Origin of the sequence: Halobacillus sp. HZG1 (assembly GCF_035818575.1) — a bacterium.
In the GTDB taxonomy this organism is placed as follows: domain Bacteria; phylum Bacillota; class Bacilli; order Bacillales; family Halobacillaceae; genus Halobacillus; species Halobacillus litoralis.
The window spans coordinates 1-26,991 of sequence record NZ_JAYLVQ010000057.1; the positions used below are offsets into that span (position 1 = coordinate 1).

Consider the following 26,991-nt stretch of genomic DNA (forward strand, 5'->3'; position numbering starts at 1 on the left):
GGGAAGTCTCACTAGCCGCTAGGCGCCGGAACCGGATATCTAAGAGGAAAAAAGTGCAGGGTGAGACCCCACAGGACGCAGTCCGAGGAGGCTCACCGCGCTCCCGCGGAAAGCGAGCTATTCCCCGCAGCCCCCATCCACTCAGCATAAGTCTCGAAACTGAGTCTTCAAGAAACCTGCCAATGAGTTGAATAACTCACTGGCAGTATGACGAAAAACATTAGGGAAGAGAGACAAAAAAAAGAAGCCTGGTTTATTCTCAGGCTTCTAAAGGGATTTTCACTTTGATTGTAGTTCCATTGTTTTCGGCAGATGTGATCGAGAGTGAGCCTCCGACGGCTCGAGCTCTTTCTTCCATGCTGAACAGTCCCACACCTTTATTGGAGCGCCCAACCGTGAATCCGTTTCCTTCATCCGATACCTCAATAAAAAGAACACCTCTTTCCTCTTTGATTGAAGCCTTCGCTTCCTCTACATCCGCGTATTTCCTTACATTAGTCAGCGCTTCCTGGATGATGCGGTAAATACTTGTTTCCACATCAGGCGATAACCGGCAGCGGACGTCTGACTGAAATGTCACATTCAAACCATACGATTTTTCTAGTCGATTAATAAACGAGCGTAATGCCGGCATTAACCCGAGTTCATCCAAAGCGGACGGCCTGAGTTCCCAGGACATATCCCTTACATTTTGAATCAACTGACTGATGTCTGTATTCATCTGGTCAATTAATGGGTGTGTGTATTCTTTTTCAAGTCTTTGAACAGTAATAAGCAGGCTATACAGCTCTTGGCCAATACCATCATGCAATTCTCTCGATACATGCTTCCGCTCATTTTCCTGCACATCAATGATTTTTGTCATCATATGTTGGAGCTCTTGTTCTACACGCTTGCGTTCCGTAATTTCATTACGTATGGCCAGATATTGATAGGGTTTTCCTTTTTCATCCAGAAAAGGAACAATGGTTGTATCTACCCAGTAAAAGGATCCATCCTTTGCTTTGTTTTGGATTTCCCCTTTCCAAACGGAGCCGGTGCCGATTGTACGCCACAGCTCTTTGAAAAAATCCTTTGAGTGATATCCGGAGTTTAAGATACGGTGGTCCTGCCCAATTAATTCTTCGACATTGTACTTCGATATCTCTGAAAATTTCTTGTTCACATGCCTTATTCTTCCCCTTTTGTCGGTAAGAGCGACAATGGAAGATTCGTCTAACGCATACTTAATATCAAGCAGCTCTTTGAATGGTTCATAACTTTCACGATCAAAGGTACTTCTTTCCGCAAGGTTTTGAATCGTAATATAAAAATAGCGGATTCCTGACACGACCGAATCGTGAACAACTAAGAAAACGGGCGAAGGGTTCTCCCCCTGAGGGGTGATGTAATGTTCAAGAAGAACACCTTTTTCACAATTATGTAGATCCTCGAGGGACAGGTGAAGAAACAAATCTTCCAGCACTGCCTCCTCCTGGCTCCGTTGAAATAAAACCTCTGCACGACCATTGAAAGACGTAACAACGCCGTCTTCTCTTACAATCAAAAATCCTTCCTTTCGGCCAGGAAGAATAGGTGAGAGCGTTTCTTTTTTCATTCCACCGCCTCCCTTTCTTGAAAATAAGCTTGTATAGTAGATGCCGACCGGTCACACAACTTCTTGTCTGGTAAAGGGCGGGGTGAACGATAGGCGATGAAAAGAACGGCGCCAAAAAGAGAAGGGGTGATGACCGGTATGGCTACAAAAGCACGAATTCTCTCAGATAACACAATAGGATACTCTCTGAGCGGCAGAGGCAGATCTTCAACATTTTCACATCTAAAAACTGTGCCTGTTTGTAAAACCCTGCCTGCTACCCCTTTCCCGTACATGACACTCATTCGCTTATACCGTTCATTTACCGGGCGATCAGCATACGTCCATCTGATTCCCTTAGAAGGTGAATGAAACTCTGCAATAGCCACTAAGGACGCGTCTGTATCTGCAGAAACTTTTGCACATAGTTCTTCTAAAGATCGCCTCACACGCTCAGCCCCTTTATAGAGAATATCCAAGCAACCCTTTCTTCCATGCATACTCTACCAACTCAGGCCGGGTTTTAAGTTGTAATTTTTCCATCACATGCGCCTTATGAGCTTCGACCGTTTTAACACTGATGACCAGCTTTTCAGCGATATCCTTATTAGCGAACCCTTTCGCAACTAACGCCAGCACTTCCCGCTCCCTGTCCGTCAGTAAACGGTAAGAGTCAGACGTTTTACCATTTTTCATTGTGTTCATATAGTCTTCCATCAACCGCTTTGTGGCTGATGGATAAAGGTAAGCATCTCCTTCCGCTACTTGGCGGATGGCTTTTAAGAGTTCTTCATGAGGGGCATTCTTTAAAATACACCCGGAGGCACCAAGTTCAATCGCCCGAAACAAATACTCTTCATCATCATGCATCGTTAAAATGAGGATATGTGTATCAGGGAATTGTTTCTTTATTTCTGAAGTCGCTGATAAACCGTCTTTACCGTGCGGCATCGACAAATCCATCAAGACGACGTTCGGATGTTTTTCCTCTACTTGGGCAAAAGCTTCATCCCCTTCTGAAGCTTCACCTGCGACTTCAAAGTCATCCACCGCATTCAAAAGCATCCGTAATCCAGAACGGACGACGGCATGGTCATCCACGATTACAATGGAGATCATCCTCATTCCCCCTCTTCTTGAAATAAATCCAGAACCACTGCCCTGACCTTTGTTCGATTTTTAATTCCATACCTGTTCTTTTCTGTATTAGACGCAGAAAACCCTTTTCATCCGCATCGATCCGGTCATGGGGGGACAGGAATTGGAAGGTTACCGACTCCTCTTCCATATGAATGTCGATGGTATCTGTATCCGCATTCTCAACAATTAAAAGGATGGTTTGTTGAATCAATCGGAATAAAATCCGATGATCTATAGAAAATAAGCTTCTTTCAGTCACAAGTCTTACCGTTACACCAAAACGATTTTCTATTTCTTTACTAAATTGCTTTATCGCAGGAACCACACCCCTTTTAGCAAGAGATAGAGGGGTGGACTCATTCGATTTACTTCTCATATCATCTATGATGTGAGTTAGTAAAAGCGCAGATTTTGATGAGCTTCCCTCCTGGTCCATTTGATGGAGCAGACCTGTTAAAAGGTGACTATACCTTTCATGAAGGTCATAAGATAAATCATATAACATCGTTTCATACATATGGATGATTTCATCCGCTGGAATTTTCATTGTCTCCTTCATCCTATTCCACCTCAATCACACGTAATCTTAGTATCATCATACCTTCAAAAGGACAGAACGGATATTAGGGCATTCCCTGATTTTCAGGGGACCTGTTCATAATTCTTGAAAACATGGGAAACGTAAAAATGGAGGTGGACAAACATGCAGCCTTATTTATGTCCCAACTGTAAAACGAATCGTTCTCGTTTTAATTTGATCGAACAGGAAGCGAAAGCTGTAAAAATGAATCCAAGAACAGGTGAACAAGATGAGGGCTACTCCTCAGAAAACATGGACCCTTTTCATATGGCCTACAAAGGTCCTCATGTAAAAGTCCAATGCGGAGCTTGCGGATTAATTGAAGATGAAAAATCTTTTATTGCGTTCGCAGAGCATAACCGCTTGGATTGATCCTCTGTTATGAATCAGAGGATCTTTTTTATGAAATGATTGCTTTTCGAATCCATCTTCCCCGCTTTAATACAACAAGCGGAACTCCTATTAAGAACAAAGGGTGATAGACACCGGCCCCCAGTAATACCAAACCTGCCACTCTTCTCCAATCTTCACGGTAGAAGTTTTCTTTTTGGACCATCATCAAGCGTTCGCTGATCACCCGTCGAAGGTCTACATATACGAACAAGAGGATGGCGATCCATTGCATTCCCATCACCACCAATGATTCACCAAGAAGGATTTGGACACTGCCAAAGGAGATGAACACAGGCAGGAACCCGACATACGCCCATTTCACATAGCTGTTCTTACAGCTATCCTCCTCCAGCGGCAGGGAATGGAAAACATTTTCCACATCAGAAAAAAGCCCCCCAGCTACTTCATGGTAAACAACAATTGCTATAGGAAGCGTAAACACTAACATCCAATCGACCCTCAGCGGAATTACAAGAATAATCAAACAGACAGTCGGGACCGTTTTCCAGATTATATCTGCAGACTTTTGAAGATACCCGGTCCATATCCGTCCATACAGATGCTGTACAGAATAATGGCGCCCCCTCTTCTTTCTCCAAATCGACTTGGTGATCCCGAATCTTTTTGGTGGCTTAATATTCACCTCAGTGAAATAGCCGACCAACCACATATTCCACACGTGCGCATCATTAATATCAATGACTCTCCCCCAGTCCACCTCTTCTTTACGTATGATAATTACTAAAACCAGCACGGATAAGCCTAAGTAGAGGAACGGGGTAGAAAAGCCCAGCAAAAATAAAATGGACAAAGCTGCGCTGAATAAGAAAACGCTCATTTTATAAACGGAAGACATGGAAAACAGTTTCCACTGCATCCATAAAGACAATGGATAACTTAAAAGTAGAAGGGATAACCATAGAACGGCAGATTCCCACGACAATAAGATAAGTGCAAATGGTAGAGGGACAACCATGATAATCAGGAGTTGAAAGATGTTCTTTTCTAAAAACAAATAGGTGAGCATCCACTTTCTTGAGTGAGGCAAGAAACTAAGCTGAAGTTCTGAAGATGTAAAACGGAGACCAGGATCTGTAAAAGAAGTAACAGACGCACTAATGATTGCCAAAAAAGGAAGAAAGAAAGCGTAAGGACCTATGAACGTCCCCCTTCCATCTAAAAGAGGGATTAACTGTTGCAGCCACTCATAACCGATGAACAAACAAAAAATGACGAACAATCCGCTATAAAAAACCATGACAGGATCAACAATCATATAGGTCTGTTTGTACAGATCGAACTTCTTCTTCCTTCTTTTCTTTCTCAGCCATTTATACACTGAATATGTCGTCATAGGCTCCATCATGTCGACCTTCTTTCCAACTCGTGAAATTCCGACACATCCCCTGAAGAAGAGACCTCCCCCTCGACCAGCATGACATAGCGGTCGGCAAGTTCAGACACCTTTTCCAGTTGATGAGTGGTCAATACGATACTGGCTCCCTGAGTTTTTTTTCTTACTAACTCTTCCTCAAGAAAGTGCCCTGCATAAACATCGAGGCCCATGAACGGCTCATCTATGAATAAGACAGGAACATCAGGGAGGAGCGCACAAATCGTCTGGACTTTCTGCCTCATCCCTTTGGATAATGCTTCTGGGTATTCATCCAGCTTGTCCTCCAATTCAAACCCTTTTGTATAAGTGCGCACACGGTTCTCAAAGACGTCTTCAGGAACCGAATAACTCTTTTGATAAAGTTTAAAATGATGATAGACAGTTAATTCGTTGAACAAAAGCGGTTCTTCAGGTATGTATGTAAAATTCCTCTTATACGCTTTATAGTGCTTATCCTGATCATTTCCAGTTATAGATAAAGTACCAGAAAGTTTATCCCGCGAGCCGATCATCGTTTTCATCAATGTTGATTTTCCAGCCCCATTATGACCGACCAATGCCACAATTTCTTTTCTTCTCACATGAAAACTGATATCCTTCAATATTCTTTCTTTCTGGATATCGACACTGCAGTTTTTGACTTCCAGTACCATTTCCATACAAACACCTCCGGCTGTTTGGGTACATATACGAACAAAGCCGGGTAATCGTTTCAAATTTTATCCAAATAAATAGACCTTTGGGAATTTATCCAATAAAAATAAGCCCTCTCCGCTTATACGAGGGGCTTATGATCATTTATTCATTCTGGATAAAAAGTCACCAAGCAGATCATCGTCATCTTCTTCCTGAACCTCTTCATCTCGTTGTTCCTGAAAATCAGCTTGGAGATTGTCCAAATCCAAATCATCCAGGTCATCATCTCCATTCAAATCGAGTGGGGTTTCAGGCAACACAGCTTTTTCCTTCTCAGGTTCAACCTCTGTTGGAAAATCTACTTCCTGAGGTTCTTCCTGTGTAGCCGCCTCTTCTTGAAGATATAGTGCATCATCAATGTGATAGGCATTGCTGTTTAGCGATGCAAGTAAAGTTGTTGCTCTGACAGGGTCCATCATAAGTTGATAAAGGATGCTGCCGATGAGCGCTTCTGAGTGCTCGTGCTTAATCCAACTTTTCTGCTCTTTCGTAAGTGCTTTCGGGAGTGGGATGGTTACGGTTTCCTTGTCTTTCGTTAAGGACTGATTAACGCCCTCAAGGACAAACTGAGCAATCTTACTTGAAAAATTTCTTCGTTCCTTCTCTTTTAACTGGGACAGCTGTTTTAATAAATGATCAGGTGTGTCCGAGGGGACCCGGAACGTAATCGACTGGCCCCTCTCCACACTTTTTCTAGAAGAACTCATCTAATCACCTTACTTAGAAGATCCAGCTTTTTGTTCTACTTTTTTATTAGACTTGTCTTCTAACTTCGAATTCTTACGAATGTAGTCAGAAATGAGCTTATAATAAGCATTGGCCATCATCCAGATGCTCTCATTCTCATCTTCAAAGAATTCAATGTTAAAGCCATCCAGTTTATTATTCAATGTCTTAATATAATCTTTCAAGACAGCAGAACCGCCACCTACGAAATAGCAGATTTCGGACTGGGAATTTTTCTGCCAGACATTTCTTAAATAGCGATATTGTTTTTTCGCCAGTTCAAGTAGAATACGGTCTGTAATATCGTGGACATTTGTACGGCTTCCCCGGACCATAATGTGATGGCGATCATTCTTGCGCGTAATAATATCGACAACATCACGGCGACTGTCCAATTCTACTCCGTGCTTCGTAAGAATTTCGTCACGAATCATCTCCAAGGACTCAGATACTCCCAGGTTGAATCCCTGAGCTTTGTCATCATCCACGTTACGGTTTCTAATAACAGCGATATCCGTAGAAAGACCACCAATGTCCTGGATCAGAATTTGTTTATCCACTAACTCTTTATTAATAATGTTCAAATCATTGTCCATGACAAGGTTCACATACGCAGCAAATCCTTCTGGATAAACTTTGACCTCATCAAACTTGATGTTCACTTTCATCCCTTGATACTTAGGTGTGACTAAAAATTCAACCTGGTGTACTGAACCAAGAAGTTGAGAGCGGTAGCCCACATCCTTGCCTTCTTTTACTTCACGTAAAGGTAAACCTGTACCAAGTGTATAGTTTGCTTCGATCACATTGTTTTTTGCTGATTGCGCATCTTTTCCAGTAACAGCATCCATAGCAAGAGATGCAAACAGCATAATCAAAGTTTGATCTTCTTCTGATTTATAACTTCCAGGATCCAACTCCGCAGAGTTTGTCGTTTTCGTAGCTAAATTCCCTACACGATAGATAGCATTGTTCTCCCGTAAAGCAGGGGAATGCACTCGAATATGTAGATTATCGAGTGGATCCTTATCATCTAAGTCTTCAATCCCAATAACTGGACGGTCCTCAAGGTCTCTAGCGACCACGTTAGGAATATATAGAGAAGATTCCAATTTTCCAAAGTTCGCCTTCACGGCATCGTTACCAACATCAACAGCTGCAATTCTAGAGTTCGTCATTACACAGCTCTCCTTTTCTTTTGCTAGATTTGACCTCACCTTCCTTTAAATCTATTAAACAATCAGAAAATAGTCAATGCGCCTTTTTACGTGTTCATAATTGTGTACTTGCCTTTATTTTTGTATACATGCACACACTATTGCACACATGTTTATATGACGGTATGTGTACATGTTTGTGTACATGAATACATAATTGCAAACATATTGTATTCAAATTTGTTTACAAATAAACATATATGTACACTTGTATTCATAATTGTACACATATGATTTTCCAACATAAATATGCACAGTTTGACCCAAAATCACGGACTTAGTTTATTGCCGGTTTTCTACATAGTGGACTTAGGTTGCATAAAAAAGAAGAGAGGTTTAGAACCTCTCTTCTGATCATAGGATTACGTGATATAGGAACTGAATAATTTTTCTAATTTCTTAGTTAGTGACAAGGTCATCAGGCCATTTCCTTCAGCGACTTTAGAATAGCCCAATGGAGTTGTCCGCTTTATAAGCTGTGAAAAGATTTCTGCTTCGGTCATCTTTCTCTGAAATTGTTTTTCTACTAAAGGGATGATTAAAGAAAGACCACCAGAAACATGAGGAGTTGCCATGGATGTGCCTGATAATCGGGCATATTTACCTTCAAGATAGGTAGAGAGGATGTTAACTCCAGGAGCCACAAGATCAATTTGGTCATTCGTGTTTGTAAATGAGGCTAAGCGACGTGATTCATTAACAGCTCCCACTTGGATGACTTCATTATAGGCACCAGGATAAGCATATTCCATCGTATCTTCACGTCCATCACCTTCATTACCTGCTGCACATACAACAGAAATCCCTTGAGAAACAGCATTCAAAATCGAATTCCTAAGGTCTGGTGTATCATCAGGTCCTCCAAGGGACATGGAGATTACTCGAACACGCTCGTTGTTTTCCCCTCTCCATTGAACAGCATAGTCAATGGCTTCTGTAATCCACTGATATTGCCCACTCCCCTCCTCTGAGAGCACCTTGAGGATAAGTAACTTCGCCTGAGGCGCAACGCCAACAACACCTTTGCCATCTTCTTTTGCAGCAATGGTACCTGCAACGTGAGTCCCGTGACCATTATTGTCCTCAAAATTTTCCGGATCTCCATCATGATCATCCGTAAAGTTGCGACCCCCGATTACTTGCCCCTGTAAGTCTGGATGATTACACTGACAGCCTGTATCAATAACAGCTACCACGCTGCCCTTCCCCTGGTCGGTCTCATCCCATAAACTTTGAGCCTCCACCATATGCACACCTTTGGGGACCTCATTAGTCGTGTCCAGAATTGCATCCATTCTGTAAGGAATCAGCTTCATTCTATTCATCCTCTTCCTCCTTCATATATATACGATAAACTGGAAGACTGGTCATGAAGAATGATCTTCTTTAATTATAACACCGAACGTATGTTACGGTCATGATATCAAAAAAAAGAGGACTAATATACGATATTTCGTAATCTATAATGAACAATTGTTCTTAATAGTACTTGTTATATAACATTTAAGCAGTATAATAGAGTATATGAATTCTTTATAAAGAACAAAAGGCCTAGTAAAGGAGACCTCTTCATGATAAAAAAGTTGTGCATTCGATGTCATAGATCCTCATTCAGCAGTAGTAGTAATGGAACATGGCATTGTCCTCTATGCAACGAAGTCCTCACACATTCAGCTCCTCTTCCCATACACACAAGAGACCCTAACTTACACAAAAAAAAGATGATTCAAACGTATATTAAATATAAGTCAACCTTATGAAGTAATGCACTGGCTTTCTCACTCTCACCCGGTCAGCTTTCTACTTCATGCTTTGTATATCTCCTACCAACCAGAAAAAAATGATAGAAAGCTTTAAGAGAAGAAAAACTGCGGATATAATCTCCGGTCAAATTTTAAAGAGTTATACACATGTGAATAACTCTTTAAAAAAAGCACTCCATATTCGCTATAAACAAGATTTCCACGAACCTACCACCTTTGGAATTCATGAGGTCCAACTTGTGCTTCCCGTGTCTGCAGGAAGCAAGAAAATCTGTCTTAAGGTGTTAAAATGATAAACAAATCAGTTTAGTTAACCTTAGGACATGGTAACACAGCTCTTACAGCTCACAGGGGCTAGAGAGGAATGATAACAAGCATTGAACTTAGATTAGGGGAGGATATTCCTTAGAAGCTACTTTTCATCATACATTTCCTGTAACGCATGAAACTCGTTCCATGGCTACACCAATTAACTGGGAGCAGATCTAATTTTCCATCCATCGAATAGAATTCCTGCTGTACCTACATAGATTCTCTTTTGAATAAATCCATGATCAATGATTCAGGAAATTTGTTAAGAGTAGACATACAAAAGACCGATGGAAAATCCTAAGGATTCTCCATCGGTCTTTCTTACGCTTTATTTTTATGGCAAGTATTTACGTGGGTTTACGGAATTAGAACGTGCCCCGTTCCAGCTTCCTTCATGGATCTCAAAGTGAAGATGCTGTCCGGTCGATGCCCCTGTAGTACCCATATTACCAAGGAATTGACCTCTTGAAACAGACTGTCCTGCAGAAACGGCAGGCGTACTTCTCAAATGGGCATATACCGTCGTGAAGGTTTGTCCATTGATACGGTGGGAAATCATTACCACATTCCCGTAGCTAGATGAGTAATTGGCACGGATGACCGTTCCATCTGCTGCGGCGCTAATTGGAACCGTACCTCCGGCAGCCAAATCAATTCCAGAGTGCAACTTTGGAACACCTGTAATTGGGTGGATACGGTTACGGTCAAATTCAGATGTGACTGGAGCACTTGACGGCCAACTGAATAAGGATCCACCACTATTGGAAGAGGATGACTCGTTGGACGAGCTTGTGTTAGAACTTGATTTAGAACTAGAACTTGAGTCACTGCTGCTTGTGTTTGAAACACTCGCTTCCTTCTCAGCAGCTGCTTTTTCAGCGGCAGCTTTTTCAGCGGCTCTCCTTCTAGCTTCTTCTTCCGCTTTACGTTTTCTCTCACGCTCACGTTCAATTTCTTTCTGGATGGCAGCTTCCTGCGCAGCAAGTGTATCCTGCTCTTCTTCAATATCCATTACATGGTTATGCGCAAGTTCTTCGTCTCGTTCAAGACTTTCCATCAATTCATTTTTCTTTTGCTTCTTCTGATCGAGTTCCTGTTTCAACGCTTCTAATTCTTGGAGCTTATCCTCAAGAGAAGCTAATTCTTCTTCAACTTGTGCTTTTTTCTTTTCTACTTCTTCTTTATCGGCTTTATGCTGTTCCAAAATTTCTTTATCCTGAGTAGCGATGGTGTTCAAGCTCATAACACGCTCTAAAAAGTTTCCGAAACTTTCAGCGCCCATAAGAACATCCAGGTAATCAATCGCTCCACCGTTTTGGTGCATGGATTTAACGCGGTCCTTTAATAGTTCATCTCGTTCAGCAATTCTTTTTTCAAGTTCTGCAATATCAGCTTTTAATTGCTCGATGTTTTCTCTCGTTGTGGCAATTTCCTTCTCTTTCGTTTCGATCTTATTCATCGCTTCCATCACTTGCTTGTCCAACTGTGCGATTTCTGCGTTGACTTTTTCCTGCTGTTGTTTAAGCTTTTCAATTTCTTCCTGCTTTTCTTGTTTCTCTTTTTCAATTTCTTCCTGCTTGGAACGGTTCTCCTCTAATTTCTCCTGATTTGTTTCTGCGTTAACTGTTTGAGAATAGAGTGGAAAACCGGATAGAATAAGACTGACGGTCAGAGTGGCTACTAAAACTCTCAACTTCAAACTTTCTTCCTCCCCCGAATCCTTACCTGTTTATTTTTGGCAGTTCAATAGATTTATACTTTCAAATACTTACGAATGGACGTAAAGCTTCCCCATAAACCGATGACAATCCCCATCAGTATTAATAGTGCGGATACTTTCAGCACGAATGGATAGACGGGCAACAATTCAATGAACAATGTTGGGTATCTTGTAGTCACTTCTGTGTAAAGGTAATCATACCCAAACACAACGATGGCAATCGGAATGAGTGAACCAAGAAGACCAATCAGCAAGCCTTCAAAAAGGAAAGGCCAGCGGATAAACCAATTTGTCGCTCCGACCATTTTCATGATTTCAATTTCTTTCTTACGAGCAACAATTGTAATGCGAATCGTATTTGCAATTAAAAACATGGCGGTGAATAGGAGACCAGCGATAATCGCAAGGCCTACATTACGAGCCACATCCATAACACTAAAGAGACGCTGAACGGTTTCTTTGGCGTATTCAACTTTGGCTACACTATCAAAATCATTTATCGTCTGTGCCACTGTTATTGTATCTTCAGGTTCAGCTGTTTTGACGATATAAACATCATTCAGAGGGTTTTCATCCTTCAAGGATTCAAATACTTCTCCATCATCGCCGAGACTGTCGATCAGTTTGTCCAACCCTTCCTCTTTGGATTGAAACTTTACTGATGAAACAGCTGATACCTCTTCAATTTTGTCTTTTAATGCTTCACGACTCTCATCTTCCGCCGTGACATCTATAAAGACGCGAACTTCTACGTCTTCTTCAATCTGAGATGCAAAATCATTTAAATTCAATAGCAGTGTGGCAAAAACTCCAACGAGCAACAAGGTTACTGTCACAGCTGAAATAGAGGCTATGGACATCCACCTGTTTCTAGCTAGGCTTTTAACGCCTTCTTTTCCGTGGCGACCAAATGTCTTAAATTTCATAGTGCTGGTCACCCCGTGTTAACCGTTCAATCTCTATACTGTATAGAACGGTATCCCTCAGAACATAAGGTGCTGGACTGCGGTGATGCAGATCGAACAATTTATATCACTTCCTACTAAACTCTCATTTTGTGAATCTATGTTGTCTGTTGTATGTACTTTAAGTCGTCTGTTGCATTTTCCTACCTCATTATATCAAAGATATTCGCTAAATAAAGACAAATTATTATTACATTTATGTTTCAAATCATAACAAAACACACGTATGTTTGACTTTTTCTTCGACAAAATACACATACGAAAAGAAATCTAATGGTTATAAAGTTGTAGGTTTATAGAACCAAACATTATAGTTTTTCTTTGATTTTGCGTGGGCCATTCTTATATGGAAAACATTACTATTTTCACACCTGCTTATCTAAGTTCAAAATATTGAAACTGTGTACACTTCCATGGGCAATACACCTAACCCTGACCCCAAAAATAGACAAAAAAATAAGACAATCCTTTTAGAATTGTCTTATTGTGCTTAGTTTTTCATTTTCTTCAGGGTTTCCAACTCACGTTTGAGCCGGATATTTTCTTGACGTATGGAGTCCAAATTTTCAGGTTTTCTATGCATCGGTGATAAATGGACTTCATACCAAGATTTCTTTAATGCATCGTTGACTTCACTCGTTCTTCTAATAATGGCTGAAGGATAATGAGACATCAAATCAGATACTTCTTTTTCAGAAAGCCTTAATTCTCTGAAGGTAATCCCCTCTTTGAAGGAATCTGACAAAAATTTCTCAAACTCGCTTTTGGACATGATCTGCCCCCTCCTGAAAAATGGTTCTTGTTACAAATATAAGAAGGAGGGACACTTTTCATGACTTTTGATAAACAGTTTCTTTTACGACTACGTTTGCGACGACTTCCATAGGATCGATCAGCGGAACAGGCAGGTGATAAGGCTTTAATACGAGACCGATCTCTGTACAGCCTGAAATAATCAACTCTGCCCCATTGTCAAAGAGTTCCTGGGATGCTTCTTTTAGTAGTTGAAGGGGTTCCCCATCCGTATTCCCACTTTTAATCCCGTTTTCACCGTAAATGGCACGCATCACTTTTTCATTTTGTGTATAAGGTGTAGGATTAATCACTTCCAGATGATCGAAATACTTCTTGAATAGTCCAGTTTCCAAAGTACCGGTTGTGGCAAGCACTCCAATTTTATGAGCAGCTGGATAGTGTTCCTGAATGAATTTCTTCAATTCCAAGAAAGCATTCAATAATGGGAACGACACGAACTTCTGAACTTCTTCGATGAAATAGTGTGCGGTCATACAAGGAATACACGCAACATCCACTTCGAGTTTTTCTAAATTTTTAGCCGCGTGGACCATTTCAGGAACTGGGTTTTCCCCTTTTCCTGAAATGGCTTCAGTGCGGTCCGGAATCTTCGCATTGCTGTCTATGATCACTCGATAATGCTCTTGATCTTTACTTGCATTCGTCGCTCTTATGATCTTCATATAACATTCGGCCGTTGCTTCAGGTCCCATTCCCCCGAGTATGCCGATAATTTTATCATTCACTGTTATGCCTCCTAACGAAAGACCAGGCTCTTGCTGTATCGGTTTAATCAGAGGATTCCTGCTACTCTGTTTTTCAATGGCTTGAACAATTTCTCTTCATCCATTCCCGGACGTGTCTTGTTCAACTGCTCCAGGGCGATTTTTGCTCCTGGGTCCATCCCCTGGCATCCTGCTAACAAGACAACATCGTCTTTTTCAGCTTCTGAGAGCGCATGGTGGATAGCATCATCCAACTCTTTATACAAGTCTACATGAATGCCTGCTTCCTCCATCATTTCCTGAAAGACACGCAGCTCTTCTTCTGTCACCCGGTCTTTTTCATCCACATGCGAATGGCTGAGGGTCGCAATTACTTCAGTCAGCCCCAACTTAGGCGCCCATTCCACAATCGCTTTTGCATTTTCTCTATTGACTGTAACTCCACGACTTCCACGAATGGCGTAGACGAGCTTTAGGCTTGAATAATCCATTTGCTGCAAAGTGTTCAAGGTGACGTTGATATTTCCATAGTTGGCAAAATGGTCGTCCAAAATTTTAATATCATCCTCAAACACCATTTCAAAACGTCTCTCTACACCACCGAAGCTTTTGAGTCCGGCTTGAATGGTTGAAATCGGTATTTCATTCAACAATCCTGCAGTAATGGCTACCATGGAATTATAAACGGAGTGATACCCCGGCGTCGAAAGCTCAATAGAGAACTCCTGCGGCTCATATGTTGTACCTTCAACAGTAAATGGCTTACGGATTTCAACCGTGAATTTCGCGCGGCCTGTGGTAAGATCAAGATCTTTACACACCAGGTCGCCATCACCTGTTTCTACACTGAATGTGAGCAAATTGGCTTTCGTTTCTTCGATCAACGACGCAGAATAGGGGTCATCAAGGTTCAGGATAGCCCATTTATCTTCACCCGCATTGCGAATGAGGCTTGCTTTACAATTGAAGTATTCTTCAAAAGACCCATGCAGGTCGATATGCTCCCGACTGATATTGTTTAATGTAACAATATCAAAGTCCACACTACCCACTCTGCTTAAATCCAGCGCTGAGGAGGAAACTTCCATTGTCACATGGGAAACATCCTGGTCTCTCATTTGGGCAAAATAATGATGAAGGTCGAGCGACTCCGGTGTCGTAAGCTTTGTAGGCTCGGAGTAGTCACCGAACTTGACCACGACTGTTCCGATCAAGCCTGTTTTAAGTCCATGCTCTTCAAGAATAGCATTCGTCATAAATGAAGTGGACGTTTTCCCATTAGTCGCTGTAATTCCAATCGTTTTCATAGCCTTTGAAGGGTGATTATAAAATGCATCGCTCAGGGCAGCCAGAGCACGACGGCTATCTTTAACCTGATATTGTGGAAGGTCATCCCACCCGGACTGATAATCCTCGACCACAATGGCGGCCGCTCCATTTTTCACTGCTTCCGCCACATAACGGTGTCCATCTGTCTTGAAGCCTTTAATACAGACAAACACATCCCCCTGTTCTACATTTCTTGAATTGTATGCGAGTCCTCGGACGTCCAGGTCCCTGTCATTCCATGACTCCAGTATATGGATGAATGATAATAATTCTTTCAATTTAGCCATTCTTATCTACCTTCCCTGCATTGTATTAGCCTGTTCAATGGAATTCAATTTCGTTCCGTCCATATTGTTCGTTTATTGGTTAGCATTTCCTACTGTCCGCCATCTGTATTCTCAGCAGCATGACGAAAAAAGGTTACTTATTTTTCTTTGTTACTTTATTTACAACGAGATTCGCCAACTTCTTCCCAAAGGAGAATGCTGGTTTTGGATCTTTAGGGTCCCAGATAGCATGAGCTTTCGGTCTGAAATAAGATTTCAAAACCTTTTGGGGAGAGAGTTGTCCTGTTTTGATGTATTCTCTGACTGCCAGAAGGTCCTCATAGGCATACCAGAAAACGAGATTCTGATCCTCTTCCACTGCTTTCGGCTCCACCGGGGCCCCGGTCAACTCTTTGTAAGTGATATAAGGGATGTTGATACCCGTTTTTTGTAATAGATGGTTCAAATTCGTAATACGAACATTAATTTCAATCAAATAGTACTGGCCGGTTTCAGCGTCTTTCTTGAATTCTATTTCCGCGAAACCTTTATATCCAATTCCCTCTAAAAACTTCGCCCCCAGTTCATAAAGCTCCGGCACATATTTTTGCTGAGTGTAAACAGATGCCCCGTAATTCACTGGAAATTGACGAAGCTTTTGGCACGTCACCCAATGCGTAACTTTAGAATTTTGATCCAGATATGCATCAAACGTGTACATATGGTCATCAAAACCTGGAATAATGCGCTGGACGATGACTTCAATATTCGCTTCTTTTGCTTGCTCCACTTTTTCTATTAACTCTTCTTGATTATGAACCTTAAAAAGCTTCCTTCTGAACTTGGATACAAAAGCTGGTGAATCCACCGGCTTTACGAGGCAAGGGTATTGGATTTCCTCTTCCACTCTTTGCACAAGATTCTCATCATCTACTTGAACCGTTTCCGGAACAGCCACTCCATGCTGCGAAGCCAGTGTGTGAAGAGTGCCTTTGTCCATTATTTTAGTATATAACCCTTGTTCCGTTTGAGGAATAAGGAAATATTCCCTTAATTCCGGCAGATATTCATCCACGAATTCCACATATGGATCGGCTGTCGGAATCAGCACAGGGGCAGCATCCTGCTTTTTGGCATATTCGATCAAGAAAGTCTTCAAACCTTCCGGATCTTGCTTATAGTGGGGCCCGATCAATGCTTCTGAACAATATTTGGACTCAAGCCCATAGGCACCTTCCCAGTCATAGTCCACTGCTGCAACATGGACATCATGAATACCCAAACATCTAATCGTACTCAGCCCAATATAATAGTTCGCTCCTAGAACAACCGCTTTATTCGCCATGAGATATCCCCTTTTCCATCTGTTGAATTGTACTGAAAAATATATAGAACACGTATTTGTTTTAGTTGGTAGCTTTCTTTATGTAAACATATCTATTTTACCACAAACAGGTACCTAACAAAACGTAAACCCCTCTACCAAAGACACCCCTTGCCCCAGCAATACTTTAAGTTGATAAAGTATATGGCAGGATTGTGGAAGACTCAGTTTCGAGATGTTTTCGGGGTCGTTGCCAGGTTAAGAGTCAGGGATGGCTGGGAAGCTACTCGCTCTCCCGCGGAAAGCGAGCTATTCCCCGCAGCCCCCATCCCCCCAGCAAAAGTCTCGAAACTGAGTCTTCAACTAAAGAGAGCTTATCTGTCATGTGGTTTTAGTTCTGTCCAAAAAAGAAAGTGGCTCCTTTTTATCCAGGGGGCCACTTTTTGTTAAAGCACTTATTTGAATGTCTGGTGGCTGAAATCAACATCAGCTGGAACTTGATCTTGCTGGATTGTAGGGTTCTGGATTTTCTTAAAGCGCCGGGCAACTTTATCGATAGCATATAATATAAGGAACGTAAGCAGAACGGTTAGAGACAACACATAAAGAGATGTAAGCATAAGCTATAATCCCCTTTCCCTTTTATATTTTCAGGTAGGAACAAACATAACCTCCCCAATGGTTCAGCCCGTTTATTCGCCTTTATTTTATTAAATCCTTGTATATAATACCAAATTCCACACTGAAGTAAATATATATTTAGCAATCCTTGTATATTCCCTTAGATACTTACAAATACAAGCGTATACATACAGGCGAGCAACGAATAATCTTTTTTTTACATACAAAAACACAGCCGCACCCTGCCTGGAAAGTCGGCTGTGTTTTACAGTTATAAATGAAATTCCCATTCTTCTCTTAGCTCTATATAAGCAGCATAAAGTCGAGTAGCTAACTCATCTTCACTTTTCGTTCCATCCTCTAACTCGAGTTTGGGAAGAAGAATCTCAGCAACCTCCCTGGTCATGTTGTTTTTTTCTTCAGGTTTCAAAGTCGGATAACGATAAACATAAGTTTTCAATAAGTTCCAATCTTTTTTCGTAACGTTTTGTTTCTCCCAGTCTCCAATGACTAGTTGACCCGATTCCAGATCACGTTTTTCGATTTCTTTTTCCACGAGGGTCTGTTTCTTTTTCGAACGTTGTTTTTTCCGTTCGTGGATAACGATCGTCCCGCCGACAAGATCGCCAAGTCTTTTATGCTGGGGATGGAAGAAAACCATTACCATTCCGATCAGATAATAAAAAGGAAGCATATCTATGATTCGTAACAAATTTCGAATGAATATGGATAAGACGGTTGCTTTTCCTCCATCCTCTTTGACGACTCGGAGGCCGAGCATCATTTTACCAAGGGTTTTCCCACCGCTGAACCATTCGAATAAGAAGAAATAGCCCCATTGGATGCCAAATAAGACAAGGATAACAAAAGCAATCACCCACCCGCGGCCTTCCAACATGAAGTCCATTTGGTTTTCTGTGAAAACGAGCAGCGCAATCATTCCGCTATATAATAAGGCTAAAAGAATAGAGTCGACGATTTGAGCCGCTCCCCTGCTTCCTAAACCCGCCAACTGGAAATTCAAAGTCACATGTTCGGGGGTTTTCACCTTCCATCTTTCCTCCATTTTCTTCCTCCCTCCTTATGGGTTCCCATATGTCTCTTGTTTTTCTATAATAGAAATAGAATGTTAAAAATTACCGTATTGCAGGTGAAGCCATGAATTATCGATCTTTTGTCCAACTCCATCGTAAAGAGTGGAAGCGTTTAGAAGAATTGATTCAGTTGTTACATAAGAACAAACGTCATTGGGCCCCTAAACATATAGAAGAGTTTCAGCGCCTGTACCAAAAAGTCACGCAGCACCTTGCCTACAGTCAAACATACTTTGCAGAAGAAGAAACAACCGATTACTTAAATGCCCTCGTAACAAAGGCCCATAATATGCTTTACCAGGAAAGCACGTCGAATTGGAAACAAGTGAAGCGCATGTTCGGAAGTTCATTCATTACACTCATCAGCGAACAATGGAAGTTTGTTGTCATCAGCATGTTCTTGTTCCTTTTAGGTGGTTTGGCTGCTTTTCTGGCTGTCTACCAGGATCCGATGAGCCTTTACACGATTTTGCCTGATTCCATCGCACAAGCGGTAGATCCAAGCCGGCTGGGAAGCGAAGATGGCGGGGTGAATTCTCCTGTCATGTCAGCAGAAATTATGACCAATAATATTCAAGTTGCTTTTCTAGCTTTTGCCGGGGGCGTCACCTTTGGGTTACTGACGGTTTATCTCCTCATCTACAACGGAATCATCGTCGGTGCCCTGGCCGCTTTGTTCATGGTCCATGGCAGAGCCTATGACTTTTGGGCCTATATCGTCCCCCATGGAATCATAGAGCTTACAGCCATTTTCATCGCAGGCGGTGCGGGTCTTTTAATGGGCTACAAGCTATGGGTTCCCGGCAAACGAACACGGAGCTATCAATTAAAAACCTATGCCTACCAATCCGTTCTGCTGCTGATTGGAACACTTCCGCTTTTCATCATCGCAGGAATTGTGGAAGGCTACATCACGCCATCCAGCTTATCCCTTGAAGCGAAGTACGCATTTGCATTCATTACTCTCCTTGGGCTTTTGGCATACGTCATCATTGGAAAGATCCATGCTGGCAGAACTAGAGAAGTCCGCGGTTCATAATGTTGATATAGTGGGAAACGGCTGCTGTCGCCAGTTCTTCTTCCGGCGCCTCAATCATTTGGAGACCCTGTCGCTCCCACTTTTTCAACTCCTGCTTTTTATCCAACACATGCTTTTGGGCCATCGTCTTCACTAATGTGGTTTGTACATCCTCAGGCTTTCTTCTTATCTGGGAATCGATGACTCTATCTTCAATTCCAATCATTAAGAACAAATGCGAACGCCGCAACCGTTGTAAATAATGCAACGCAGCTTCTTCGTATAGAAAAGTGCTCACATCACTAAACAACAACAGAAGACTCCTTCTGTTTTGTACTTTCTGCAAGTGTTGGAAGACAGCTGTATAGTTCGATTCGTATCCTTCAACTTTCAAATGATAAATTTCTTTCAGAATGGTTTGCATATGCGCCATCCCTTTCGCTGGAGGAACATACACATGAACGTGTTTTGAAAAAGCGAGAACCGCCACGTAATCGCCACGCTTTAAAGCAGCGGTCGCCACAGTCACCGCAGCCTCGAGCGACTTCTCCAATCGGTTATTCTCCTCAAGCTCCACGCCCATCATCCGCCCACAGTCAATCAATAAGGTAATAAACTTTCCATGCTCTGGTTCATATTCGTTGGTCATCAGATTTTGAACTTTAGCGGTTTGTCTCCAATTGATTTTCCTAATATCATCTCCCACGACATACGATCGGATTTTACTGAACTCTCCGGTGCCCACCTGACGCTTCTTCAATCGTGTCCCTTCGTAAAGCAGGAACCGTTGCGCATCCTCCAAGAAGTTTCTGCTCTCGGTAAGATCCGGAATGACCCGCACGTTTTTGATTTGATCCACCCTCATCTGCTTTTCCCATAAACCAATACGAGAACGATAGCGGATATGAAGGTGAGGAAGCGTGTAGTCTCCGCGTTGAGCGGCTTGAAAAGTATAGGTGATCCGTGCCTCTTCATGTCCAAGGATCTCTTTCTTCAAAGGAAAAGGCTGGCTGAACGATTGAGGAAAGTGGTCGATAACTCTTATTTTCATCCCTTTTTCAGAAGCATTTCTAATCACCAGTGAGGCTTCATTTTCAATCCCCCGCTCCATCTCTTCATCCATCACTCGGTGAACTTGAAGCTCTTTTCGTTTAGGTGAAAAAGTAAGGTCAACCAAACTTAATAATAAAATGGCCCCATTCGTCGCAATGATTAATGGCCAGGAAAGCCCTGTCCATGTTAGTAAAACCATTACGCAAGATAAGGCGAGTATAAGTACAAGCAGGCGCTTGGTTGGAACAATCCCTTTATCGCGGAACAGGAACTGATCCCACAAGTTCTTGAATGATTTGGTCATGGGTCACTCCCTCCAGTTCCATATGCGGTGCTAAAATCACCCGGTGTCTCAAGGAGGCGACCGCCACCTTTTTGACATCATCCGGCGTGACATAGTCCCGCGATTCCAGATAAGCCCATGCTTTCGCTGCCTTTGCAATCGCGATGCCTGCCCGCGTACTTGCTCCATGGCGAATCGCTTCTGTTTCACGCGTCTTCCGAACGACCGACATGATATATCCGTACATTTCGTCGGTCATCGTAATGGATGATATTTCCTGACTGATTCTTTTGAACTCTTCCACCGTCAATAGTGAGTGAATAGATTCTTCTTGTTGTGGTCGTATCACCTGCTTAAGTACAGCTACTTCTTCTTCCATGGACGGAAAATCGATATGTAATTTGAACAAGAAGCGATCCTGCTGCGCTTCAGGTAGTGGGTATGTCCCTTCAAACTCCACCGGGTTCTGAGTAGCAACAACGAAAAAAGGAGCCGGAAGTGTGTACGTCTCCCCCTGAATGGTCATTTGTTTTTCTTCCATCGCTTCGAGCAGGGCCGCTTGTGTTTTCGCCGGGGTCCGGTTAATCTCATCAGCAAGCAGAACGTTTGTAAACACAGGTCCTTTCATCGTCTCAAACTCACCGGTTTTCATGTTATAGATCATGCTTCCTGTTATATCGCTCGGTAAGAGGTCCGGTGTAAACTGAATCCGCTTGAAGTCGCCTCCAAGAAGGTTCGCTAATGTTCGGACCATTTTAGTTTTGCCGGTACCAGGAACACCTTCCAGTAACACATGTCCACCAACAAGAATGGATGCGATCATCAAGCGAACATTTTCCGACTGCCCATAAACCCTTTGTTCATAGGCCTGTATCAACTCTATTAATTTTTCATTCATGACCCTTGCACCTCTTTCCTCATTTGATCGAACGTATGCGACCAATCTACAAATGTCTTTTTATCTACGTCGGTCACGTTTTCCAATGGCTCCACGGTTCTCGTCCATTTATCCCAATCCTGATAATCCTCGTCACTCAGCCGATACGATAGCGTGCGACGAATATCCTGCCAGGATGCCTGGGAGGATACGCCAAACCGCTCCTGCAGCAGCTGTCGTATATAAGATTCCTGAACAGCTAATGACTCTCTATAAAACTCCCCTTTTCGGTACCAGGCAGCCAATGCCCGCAGGCGTTCATCCCCGAACCGCACGACCGCTTCTCTCGGCATGAAGGACGGCCCGAATCTTTTCCCCTGCATCCATAACAAGAAAAGCACGAACAAAGCAAGTTGAAGAACAAAGACCACCAGCCATTTCGGGTAGACGTCCACCCCGGAAAGAAAACCGTCCTGTCCATGGATATATTCATCAAACCAAATACTGCTGTATCCGGATCCTGATTCTAATATGGAAGTGATCACTTCATAATGTTCATGGTCTGTCATCCACCCATTTGTGAACCAATCCGGATTCATGCCAACAATTAACGCACCCTCTCCATAAGAGCGCTTAAAAGCCAGCACACCTTGATCATCGCTCAGGAGGACTTCATCCGACTCCTTCGTCTTGAGCCGGTGCTCCTGTTGAATCTCAACGGTGTATGTACGACCATTCTCATCCTCCACCGTCGTTTCCCCTGCAGGTAGCACCCCATAGTCTACCTGGGTATCAAAATAACCGACAGGATTGTTTTTCATCAGCCAGATCCTGTTCCCCTTTTCCATCCAATCTTGATATTGACGCATCTCAGCTCCACTGACGGTGGAAAATGGCTCAATCATCAAAAGGAGTTTATTTCTATTTTCTTCCAGCAGCCGCTCCGGCTCACTATCCCAGCGAAGTGGCTCCCCACCTTGTTCATCAAGAAGGGTATAAAAAGCCTTAACTCCCGTCTGCGAAGGGGATTCAGATAAATAAGGAGGGTACGGTTCTGGACGTCCATGGGAGAGCCAATAAAGAATGACCGCAAGAAGAGCAAAGATGACAGTGATCCAAACCCACGTTTTCTTCGTAGCCATCACGCTTCTCTCCTCCCCTCTTCATCCATCCACTGTAACGCCCGTAAGCGGAATTCATCATACTCTTCTTTCTGTAGGATCCGCTTTCCATAGGTGATTTGATCAAAAGTCTTCGCAAGTAATGAGAAGTCAGCGACAAGTCTATGATCTGAGTCGAGCAGTTCCTTTTCATAATCACCGTTTGTCTTCCATGTTTTCGCTTCAACAAGACCTCTTTTATCAAAATCGAGCAGCATGCCCAGGAACACATGACGTGCCGCTTCAGAAAATTGACCCTCTGTAGCTCGGGCGTCCGCTTCCTGCACATGTTTTTGTGATGACCATACAAAGTCTGAAGTCATGCTGAACGTACGTTTTTCCGACAGCTTTTTCTCACCGGAGAGCCTTGTCACAAGCTTAATGACAAGAAATAAAAGAAGGCCCATACCGATGAAACCAAAAAAATAGATCCAGCCATTGATGGCAGAATCAGAGACTTGGAAATTAGGAAACCAAGTCTCAAGCAAATCTTTCACCCATTCGGTGATGACATCTAAAAGGCGTTGACTCGCGGTCTGAGATTCCTGCTCATATGCTTGGTATTCCTGACGCTCGAGTATTTCCTTCAGTTGTTCTTTTCCTTCATTTGATTGGCTCACATGACTCACCTACGTTCATGATTCTTTGTAAGAAGCAATCATATCTTTTAAATCATCCGCTTCGTTCCTTGTTTTCAAGTCAAAAAACAAAACCGTATAACCGACCATCATAAACAGTGTCGTAATAATGGAGGCAAGGTCTGTCAGTATTCGGCCAAAAAGACTGCCACCTAAAAGAAGAGCAGAAACCCCCTCCATTACGGAAGTTAGCAGCATGGTGATGATGAAAAAAACGATGAATAACCCGAATGTTGACCAGAAGCGACCTTTCGTCAGCTTCCAGCTTTTTGAAAAACCCGGGGCGACCTTTTGGAATACGATAGCTCCGAAAAACATACTCAGTTTGGTCATAAAAAAAGCGATGGCTCCCAAAAATACGAGACCGAGGATCATCGACATGATGAAACCGACTCCAAACCCATCCCTCGCAAAGCTGACGCCTCCTAAAACACCAAAAAGGAGAAAACCGGTAAAGATGGCGGCTCCGAATATGACTCCTACCAAAGCTGTACTTGCGACGAGCGGCCAAAACCTCGAGAACGCTCCTTTAATCGCCTGTCCTTTCGACCAGGCTTCATCCTTAAGTGCTTTACTTGTCGCAACAATGACCGATGCCTGGGCTATCGGATAAATGATAATGGCTAGAACAGTAGAAACAAGCAAGTAAAGTATTTCCATACCAATCCCTAGATTATTGGCTACAAGCTCCTGGGTAGCCGCTGCCGTATCGAGATTGTTTAGGACCCCTTCTGCGAATCCTCCCCCTGACGACTCACGAAACAGACTGATTCCGCTCAAAACCATGAATAAGTAATCAAATATGTAGAGCGGGGCAAATATAATGAGTAACGTCAGAAATAAAGGTCCGAAGTTTTTCTTTGATATACTGAATGTATAGTCTAATATTTCACCAAACGTTTTCGGCTTCTGTAGTTGTTCCATCATCATCCTCCTAACTAGTATCTTTCTACTATTCTAACATTTTACCGTTTCGTTTTGACAAAAAAAGACAGACTTATCCAAAATATAAGAGGAAGGGGAGTGACCCTCATGCAAGAAAAAGTCGGCACGTGTGCGGATTGCGGTACAACGATCTATTGTGAAAATGGGTTCTTGAATGGCGTCTTGTCGGAAAACAAAACACTAAAATGCTTTACCTGTGATAAACCGAAGCACCAAGACCATGTACAACTTTCTTCATATCAACCGAACTGGCCGGTAACTTTCGCTGGAGAGAGAAGCTTCATCCTTCAACAACTTGATGACCCGGACATTCCCATCGAGCACATCGGAAGCACCTCTGTGCCGAACCTTTCTGCAAAGCCCATTATTGATATTCTATTAGGGATAGAAAACCTTGATGAGTTCTCCTATTACATTGGTCCCCTTGCACAAGCAGGGTATGAATACGTTCCTAAGCCTGAATTAAGGACCCGTCGCTTTTTCAAAAAAGAAACCGATACGAACGACACCTTCCACCTGCATATTTGTGAATGGAAAGGCACCGAATGGGAAGAGAAAATGACATTTCGTGACTACTTACGTGCCAACTCGGAATCTGCCCAAGCCTATGAATTTCTAAAAACACAGTTAGCTGAAGCCTATAAAGAAGAGAGATCAGTCTACACAGAGAAAAAAGGGTCCTTCATTCAATCCATTCTTGCTCTTGCATATAAAAAAGGCTGAGAACTGCATTCTCAGCCTTTCCTTTATAACTCTTTAAGATATCTACAGACCGTTTCCAGCCCTTTCGTAAAATTCTCCAGATGAAAATGTTCATTCGGTGCATGCAGATTTTCCGTCGGAAGTCCAAAGCCCATTAAAACGACCGGCGCATCTAACACACGACCGAAAACTTCAACAATTGGAATGGACCCGCCCTCTTTCGGAAAGTGGGGGCGTACATCATACACACTTTCAAATGCATCTGCCGCTTTTTGAATATAAGGATTACTTGAATCAATCGCCACTGGGTCAGCTTTAATGTACTGATGAAGGTCAACCTTCGCACCCGCTGGCCGGTTGTCAGCTACATGACGTTGGATTGCCTCAAAAACCGCCTGGGGATCCTGCTCACCAACGAGACGACAGCTGATTTTTGCACTCGCCTCTTTAGGGACAATCGTTTTCAACCCTTCGCCTTGAAATCCTCCTGTGATCCCGTTGATTTCAAGTGTAGGTCGAATACCGACGCGTTCTTGGAAAGTGAACCCTTCCTCTCCGAAAAGTTCATCAAGCTCAAGTTCCTGCTTTGTACGCTCTTCATTGAATGGGACTTCCGCTACTTCGTCTCTTAAAGCAGCTGTAGGATCCGGAACGCCTTCATAAAAACCTTCAACGGCTATACGGCCACTTTCTTCATGCAGCGAATCCAACAATTGGACGAGGGCATGAATTGAATTTGGTACGCCCCCGCCATAGGTACCTGAATGTAAATCTGAATTAGCGGTTTTAACAGTCATCTCTAAAGCTAAAGCCCCACGCAGAGATGTACAAATGGCCGGCTGTCCTTTCTCACTAAAGGACGTATCGCTAATGATTACTGCATCACATGCCAGCTTTTCCTCGTTTTCCTGAATGAAAGGACCAAGGTTCGGACTTGCAATTTCCTCTTCACCTTCAATGACAAACTTCATATTAACCGGAAGTTCTCCGTTTTCTTTCATAAGAAGATGGACAGCTTTGATGTGGATATAAAGTTGACCTTTATCATCCGTCGCTCCTCGCGCGAAAATTTTCCCGTCTCTGATCACCGGTTCAAATGGCGGTGTCTCCCATAAATCGAGGGGATCTTCCGGCTGTACGTCATAGTGGCCGTACACAAGAACCGTAGGCTTTCCTTCTGCATGAAGCCAATCCGCATAAACAATCGGATGCCCCTCTGTGGGGATGACCTCCACATTCTCCATGCCGGCTTTTTCCAAAGCCCCGGCTGTCCAATCCGCCGCCTCTTTAACGTCTTCTTTATGTTTAGACAAGGAAGAAATACTCGGTATGCTTAAATACTGTTTTAATTCTTCAATAAACTGGTCTTTATGTAACTCAACGGCTTCCTTCATCTTTTGGGCCTCCTTATATCCTTTTGCTCTCATTATACCGAAATTCCCTCAACGACTGAAACATAGACAATTCTTCCATTCTACAAAACTCCCTTTTCTTGAAGACTTGGTTTCGAGACTTTTGTTGGGTATATAGGGGCTTCGGGGAATAGCTCGCTTTCCGCGGGAGCGCGGTGAGCCTCCTCGGACTGCGTCCTGTGGGGTCTCACCAAGCACTTTTTTCCCGCAGGAGTCTCGCCATTCCCCTCCGCCCCTTTGCCAAGGGAGATTCTCGAAAACACTA

Annotated in this window: 26 protein-coding genes; 3 read left to right on the forward strand and 23 right to left on the reverse strand. The window is 42.8% G+C overall.

Annotated elements, in window-relative coordinates; all coding sequences use genetic code 11:
• Positions 1 to 259: 259 nt before the first annotated feature.
• The 4 genes from VKA52_RS08090 to VKA52_RS08105 are packed head-to-tail and all read right to left on the reverse strand — an operon-like array spanning position 260 to position 3,275.
• Positions 260 to 1,597, reverse strand: a complete 1,338-nt coding sequence (locus VKA52_RS08090; RefSeq protein WP_326315017.1) for a PAS domain-containing sensor histidine kinase — start codon at positions 1,595 to 1,597, stop codon at positions 260 to 262.
• Positions 1,594 to 2,025 carry a hypothetical protein gene (locus VKA52_RS08095; protein WP_326315019.1) on the reverse strand — a complete coding sequence of 144 codons (432 nt, stop codon included), beginning with the start codon at positions 2,023 to 2,025 and terminating at the stop codon, positions 1,594 to 1,596. The genes VKA52_RS08090 and VKA52_RS08095 overlap by 4 nt, the downstream gene beginning before the upstream one ends.
• 13 nt (positions 2,026 to 2,038) lie before the next feature.
• Entirely contained in the window at positions 2,039 to 2,695 is a 657-nt protein-coding gene (locus VKA52_RS08100) for a response regulator transcription factor (protein ID WP_326315021.1), read from the reverse strand.
• Entirely contained in the window at positions 2,670 to 3,275 is a 606-nt protein-coding gene (locus VKA52_RS08105; protein WP_326315023.1) for a hypothetical protein, read from the reverse strand. Before VKA52_RS08105 ends, VKA52_RS08100 begins: the two co-directional genes overlap by 26 nt.
• Before the next feature lie 144 nt (positions 3,276 to 3,419).
• Between VKA52_RS08105 and VKA52_RS08110 the strand changes: the two genes are divergently transcribed.
• The gene (locus tag VKA52_RS08110) at positions 3,420 to 3,668 is read left to right on the forward strand and encodes a DNA alkylation repair protein (RefSeq protein ID WP_160910637.1); all 249 of its coding nucleotides are present in this window, start codon (positions 3,420 to 3,422) and stop codon (positions 3,666 to 3,668) included.
• 28 nt (positions 3,669 to 3,696) lie between these two features.
• Here the strand turns inward: VKA52_RS08110 and VKA52_RS08115 are convergent, their stop codons facing one another.
• The 13 genes from VKA52_RS08115 to VKA52_RS08175 all read right to left on the reverse strand — a co-directional run bounded on the left by VKA52_RS08115 (position 3,697) and on the right by VKA52_RS08175 (position 18,610).
• Positions 3,697 to 5,043 carry a hypothetical protein gene (locus VKA52_RS08115; protein ID WP_326315025.1) on the reverse strand — a complete coding sequence of 449 codons (1,347 nt, stop codon included), beginning with the start codon at positions 5,041 to 5,043 and terminating at the stop codon, positions 3,697 to 3,699.
• An 8-nt stretch (positions 5,044 to 5,051) separates the two neighbouring features.
• On the reverse strand, positions 5,052 to 5,744 hold the full coding sequence (locus VKA52_RS08120) for an ABC transporter ATP-binding protein (protein WP_160910635.1): 693 nt from the start codon (positions 5,742 to 5,744) through the stop codon (positions 5,052 to 5,054).
• Between the two features lie 135 nt (positions 5,745 to 5,879).
• Complete coding sequence (locus tag VKA52_RS08125) at positions 5,880 to 6,488, reverse strand: hypothetical protein (protein WP_326315027.1); 609 nt, start codon at positions 6,486 to 6,488, stop codon at positions 5,880 to 5,882.
• Positions 6,489 to 6,497: 9 nt separating this feature from the next.
• The gene (locus VKA52_RS08130; RefSeq protein ID WP_160910633.1) at positions 6,498 to 7,685 is read right to left on the reverse strand and encodes a ParM/StbA family protein; all 1,188 of its coding nucleotides are present in this window, start codon (positions 7,683 to 7,685) and stop codon (positions 6,498 to 6,500) included.
• A 401-nt stretch (positions 7,686 to 8,086) separates the two neighbouring features.
• Positions 8,087 to 9,049: a S8 family peptidase gene (locus VKA52_RS08135; RefSeq protein ID WP_326315030.1), complete on the reverse strand. Its 963-nt coding sequence runs from the start codon at positions 9,047 to 9,049 to the stop codon at positions 8,087 to 8,089.
• A 1,084-nt stretch (positions 9,050 to 10,133) separates the two neighbouring features.
• Positions 10,134 to 11,498, reverse strand: a complete 1,365-nt coding sequence (locus VKA52_RS08140) for a murein hydrolase activator EnvC family protein (RefSeq protein WP_160910631.1) — start codon at positions 11,496 to 11,498, stop codon at positions 10,134 to 10,136.
• A gap of 53 nt (positions 11,499 to 11,551) precedes the next feature.
• The gene (ftsX, locus tag VKA52_RS08145) at positions 11,552 to 12,445 is read right to left on the reverse strand and encodes a permease-like cell division protein FtsX (protein ID WP_160910630.1); all 894 of its coding nucleotides are present in this window, start codon (positions 12,443 to 12,445) and stop codon (positions 11,552 to 11,554) included.
• A 529-nt stretch (positions 12,446 to 12,974) separates the two neighbouring features.
• A complete protein-coding gene (locus VKA52_RS08150; RefSeq protein ID WP_160910629.1) occupies positions 12,975 to 13,256 on the reverse strand; it encodes a hypothetical protein in 282 nt (93 codons plus the stop codon).
• Positions 13,257 to 13,314: 58 nt separating this feature from the next.
• Entirely contained in the window at positions 13,315 to 14,025 is a 711-nt protein-coding gene (locus VKA52_RS08155) for an aspartate/glutamate racemase family protein (RefSeq protein ID WP_160910628.1), read from the reverse strand.
• A gap of 47 nt (positions 14,026 to 14,072) precedes the next feature.
• The gene (locus VKA52_RS08160; protein WP_326315034.1) at positions 14,073 to 15,620 is read right to left on the reverse strand and encodes a Mur ligase family protein; all 1,548 of its coding nucleotides are present in this window, start codon (positions 15,618 to 15,620) and stop codon (positions 14,073 to 14,075) included.
• Positions 15,621 to 15,753: 133 nt separating this feature from the next.
• Positions 15,754 to 16,944: a carboxylate--amine ligase gene (locus VKA52_RS08165; RefSeq protein ID WP_326315036.1), complete on the reverse strand. Its 1,191-nt coding sequence runs from the start codon at positions 16,942 to 16,944 to the stop codon at positions 15,754 to 15,756.
• 434 nt (positions 16,945 to 17,378) lie between these two features.
• On the reverse strand, positions 17,379 to 17,543 hold the full coding sequence (locus tag VKA52_RS08170) for a hypothetical protein (protein ID WP_160910625.1): 165 nt from the start codon (positions 17,541 to 17,543) through the stop codon (positions 17,379 to 17,381).
• Between the two features lie 272 nt (positions 17,544 to 17,815).
• A complete protein-coding gene (locus VKA52_RS08175) occupies positions 17,816 to 18,610 on the reverse strand; it encodes an RDD family protein (protein WP_326315038.1) in 795 nt (264 codons plus the stop codon).
• 92 nt (positions 18,611 to 18,702) lie between these two features.
• Between VKA52_RS08175 and VKA52_RS08180 the strand changes: the two genes are divergently transcribed.
• On the forward strand, positions 18,703 to 19,677 hold the full coding sequence (locus VKA52_RS08180; protein WP_326315040.1) for a stage II sporulation protein M: 975 nt from the start codon (positions 18,703 to 18,705) through the stop codon (positions 19,675 to 19,677).
• On the opposite strand, the gene VKA52_RS08185 is transcribed toward VKA52_RS08180, so the two are convergent.
• Genes VKA52_RS08185 through VKA52_RS08205 form a run of 5 tightly spaced genes read right to left on the reverse strand, consistent with a single transcriptional unit; the run spans position 19,655 to position 24,591 of the window.
• On the reverse strand, positions 19,655 to 21,013 hold the full coding sequence (locus VKA52_RS08185) for a DUF58 domain-containing protein (protein ID WP_326315041.1): 1,359 nt from the start codon (positions 21,011 to 21,013) through the stop codon (positions 19,655 to 19,657). The genes VKA52_RS08180 and VKA52_RS08185 overlap by 23 nt on opposite strands.
• Positions 20,964 to 21,890: an AAA family ATPase gene (locus VKA52_RS08190; protein WP_160910621.1), complete on the reverse strand. Its 927-nt coding sequence runs from the start codon at positions 21,888 to 21,890 to the stop codon at positions 20,964 to 20,966. The genes VKA52_RS08185 and VKA52_RS08190 overlap by 50 nt, the downstream gene beginning before the upstream one ends.
• The gene (locus VKA52_RS08195) at positions 21,887 to 23,011 is read right to left on the reverse strand and encodes a DUF4350 domain-containing protein (RefSeq protein WP_326315043.1); all 1,125 of its coding nucleotides are present in this window, start codon (positions 23,009 to 23,011) and stop codon (positions 21,887 to 21,889) included. The genes VKA52_RS08190 and VKA52_RS08195 overlap by 4 nt, the downstream gene beginning before the upstream one ends.
• A complete protein-coding gene (locus VKA52_RS08200) occupies positions 23,011 to 23,649 on the reverse strand; it encodes a hypothetical protein (RefSeq protein WP_326315045.1) in 639 nt (212 codons plus the stop codon). Before VKA52_RS08200 ends, VKA52_RS08195 begins: the two co-directional genes overlap by 1 nt.
• Positions 23,650 to 23,664: 15 nt before the next feature.
• Complete coding sequence (locus VKA52_RS08205; RefSeq protein ID WP_326315047.1) at positions 23,665 to 24,591, reverse strand: hypothetical protein; 927 nt, start codon at positions 24,589 to 24,591, stop codon at positions 23,665 to 23,667.
• A gap of 108 nt (positions 24,592 to 24,699) precedes the next feature.
• Here VKA52_RS08205 and VKA52_RS08210 point away from each other — a divergent pair, with 108 nt between their 5' ends.
• Complete coding sequence (locus tag VKA52_RS08210) at positions 24,700 to 25,335, forward strand: GrpB family protein (protein ID WP_326315049.1); 636 nt, start codon at positions 24,700 to 24,702, stop codon at positions 25,333 to 25,335.
• Positions 25,336 to 25,358: 23 nt separating this feature from the next.
• On the opposite strand, the gene VKA52_RS08215 is transcribed toward VKA52_RS08210, so the two are convergent.
• Positions 25,359 to 26,708: a dipeptidase gene (locus VKA52_RS08215; protein ID WP_326315051.1), complete on the reverse strand. Its 1,350-nt coding sequence runs from the start codon at positions 26,706 to 26,708 to the stop codon at positions 25,359 to 25,361.
• Between the last annotated feature and the right edge of the window lie 283 nt (positions 26,709 to 26,991).

What these genes read in the sequence shown, in the direction of transcription:
- VKA52_RS08090 (WP_326315017.1), bottom strand. Translation starts at nt 1,597, where the DNA reads ATGAAAAAAGAAACGCTCTCACCTATTCTTCCTGGCCGAAAGGAAGGA.
- VKA52_RS08100 (WP_326315021.1), bottom strand. Translation starts at nt 2,695, where the DNA reads ATGATCTCCATTGTAATCGTGGATGACCATGCCGTCGTCCGTTCTGGA.
- VKA52_RS08105 (WP_326315023.1), bottom strand. Translation starts at nt 3,275, where the DNA reads ATGAAGGAGACAATGAAAATTCCAGCGGATGAAATCATCCATATGTAT.
- VKA52_RS08110 (WP_160910637.1), top strand. Translation starts at nt 3,420, where the DNA reads ATGCAGCCTTATTTATGTCCCAACTGTAAAACGAATCGTTCTCGTTTT.
- VKA52_RS08115 (WP_326315025.1), bottom strand. Translation starts at nt 5,043, where the DNA reads ATGACGACATATTCAGTGTATAAATGGCTGAGAAAGAAAAGAAGGAAG.
- VKA52_RS08120 (WP_160910635.1), bottom strand. Translation starts at nt 5,744, where the DNA reads ATGGAAATGGTACTGGAAGTCAAAAACTGCAGTGTCGATATCCAGAAA.
- VKA52_RS08125 (WP_326315027.1), bottom strand. Translation starts at nt 6,488, where the DNA reads ATGAGTTCTTCTAGAAAAAGTGTGGAGAGGGGCCAGTCGATTACGTTC.
- VKA52_RS08130 (WP_160910633.1), bottom strand. Translation starts at nt 7,685, where the DNA reads ATGACGAACTCTAGAATTGCAGCTGTTGATGTTGGTAACGATGCCGTG.
- VKA52_RS08135 (WP_326315030.1), bottom strand. Translation starts at nt 9,049, where the DNA reads ATGAATAGAATGAAGCTGATTCCTTACAGAATGGATGCAATTCTGGAC.
- ftsX (WP_160910630.1), bottom strand. Translation starts at nt 12,445, where the DNA reads ATGAAATTTAAGACATTTGGTCGCCACGGAAAAGAAGGCGTTAAAAGC.
- VKA52_RS08150 (WP_160910629.1), bottom strand. Translation starts at nt 13,256, where the DNA reads ATGTCCAAAAGCGAGTTTGAGAAATTTTTGTCAGATTCCTTCAAAGAG.
- VKA52_RS08160 (WP_326315034.1), bottom strand. Translation starts at nt 15,620, where the DNA reads ATGGCTAAATTGAAAGAATTATTATCATTCATCCATATACTGGAGTCA.
- VKA52_RS08165 (WP_326315036.1), bottom strand. Translation starts at nt 16,944, where the DNA reads ATGGCGAATAAAGCGGTTGTTCTAGGAGCGAACTATTATATTGGGCTG.
- VKA52_RS08170 (WP_160910625.1), bottom strand. Translation starts at nt 17,543, where the DNA reads ATGCTTACATCTCTTTATGTGTTGTCTCTAACCGTTCTGCTTACGTTC.
- VKA52_RS08175 (WP_326315038.1), bottom strand. Translation starts at nt 18,610, where the DNA reads ATGGAGGAAAGATGGAAGGTGAAAACCCCCGAACATGTGACTTTGAAT.
- VKA52_RS08180 (WP_326315040.1), top strand. Translation starts at nt 18,703, where the DNA reads ATGAATTATCGATCTTTTGTCCAACTCCATCGTAAAGAGTGGAAGCGT.
- VKA52_RS08185 (WP_326315041.1), bottom strand. Translation starts at nt 21,013, where the DNA reads ATGACCAAATCATTCAAGAACTTGTGGGATCAGTTCCTGTTCCGCGAT.
- VKA52_RS08190 (WP_160910621.1), bottom strand. Translation starts at nt 21,890, where the DNA reads ATGAATGAAAAATTAATAGAGTTGATACAGGCCTATGAACAAAGGGTT.
- VKA52_RS08195 (WP_326315043.1), bottom strand. Translation starts at nt 23,011, where the DNA reads ATGGCTACGAAGAAAACGTGGGTTTGGATCACTGTCATCTTTGCTCTT.
- VKA52_RS08205 (WP_326315047.1), bottom strand. Translation starts at nt 24,591, where the DNA reads ATGGAACAACTACAGAAGCCGAAAACGTTTGGTGAAATATTAGACTAT.
- VKA52_RS08210 (WP_326315049.1), top strand. Translation starts at nt 24,700, where the DNA reads ATGCAAGAAAAAGTCGGCACGTGTGCGGATTGCGGTACAACGATCTAT.
- VKA52_RS08215 (WP_326315051.1), bottom strand. Translation starts at nt 26,708, where the DNA reads ATGAAGGAAGCCGTTGAGTTACATAAAGACCAGTTTATTGAAGAATTA.